Source organism: Myxococcus llanfairpwllgwyngyllgogerychwyrndrobwllllantysiliogogogochensis, assembly GCF_006636215.1.
GTDB classification, from domain to species: domain Bacteria; phylum Myxococcota; class Myxococcia; order Myxococcales; family Myxococcaceae; genus Myxococcus; species Myxococcus llanfairpwllgwyngyllgogerychwyrndrobwllllantysiliogogogochensis.
Genome location: NZ_VIFM01000559.1, coordinates 1 through 992, shown reverse-complemented (window position 1 = coordinate 992; position 992 = coordinate 1). Strand labels below are relative to the sequence as shown.

Sequence of the window (992 nt, the reverse complement as noted above, 5' to 3'; positions counted from 1 at the left end):
ACCCACCCCTGGCCCCGGAACGTCAGCGGCGCGCGCCCCCGGGCGAACCAGATGACCAGCGTCTGCGCGCCCACCAACAGGAACGTGTTCACCAGGTGCACGCCCATCCACACCGCGCGGCCCAGGGATGCGTTGTCCGCCACGTACTTGAGCAGCACGATGCCGGCGCCCACGAGGGCCTCCGTCAGCATGAAGAACAGCGCCCAGCTCGCCGCCTTGCGCACCGGGTGCCCCTTCGCATGTGCTCGAAGGGCCCACACGCACAGGGCCACCGCGAGCAGCATGACGAGGCCGCTCGTCACCCGGTGGGTGTACTCGATGAGTGTCTGCACCGTGGGCTCGCGGGGCACCACCTCGCCGTTGCAGTGCGGCCAGTGGTCACCGCAGCCCGCGCCGGAGCCCGTCGCCCGGACGAAGGCCCCCCACAGAATCACCCCCAACGTGAAGAGCAGCACTCCGACGCTGAAGGCCTGGAACCGACGTGACGAGGCGGCGTGAGTCATCGCGGTCCCCTTAACCCACTTCGACCCCACCCGCTGCCCGAGCCCCCTCATCCAGTTTCAACCGGGCCATCAGCCGGCCTGCTCGCCCCCCCGCTCGCAGGGCGTCAGGCCATATCCGGATAGGGCCGGACGGATGTCCCACCCGCCCCATTGGATATACCTGCTCCCTTTGCCTACCCGATCGGATGATTTCCATTGAGCAGATCCATTGGCCTAAGGGCTGGCACGTATGGTGCTTAACGAATGGTCAGTGAGCGACGGACCTCTTCGGAGGCTGGCGACACACGATTTGAACAGGTGACCGCTCTCGAGTGGTCCCGGCACCCAGGGTCGAAGCTTCCCCCCTCTTTGGCCCGTGGGTGTGTTCTTTTAGAGGCTACGTTGGAAGCAGCACTGCGCTTCGGGCCGCGGTTCCCCCCCTCCTCGGCCCGGAGCGTGACCTCTTCCAGAGCCTTCGTAGGGTTCCCACAGGGGTGTGGGGAAACAGGG

Annotated in this window: 1 protein-coding gene; it reads right to left on the bottom strand. The window is 66.8% G+C overall.

Annotation, left to right across the window (positions count from 1 at the left end):
* A partial coding sequence (locus tag FJV41_RS49300; RefSeq protein WP_181791525.1) for a COX15/CtaA family protein occupies nucleotides 1-503 on the bottom strand: 503 nt, incomplete at its 3' end.
* Nucleotides 504-992: the final 489 nt, after the last annotated feature.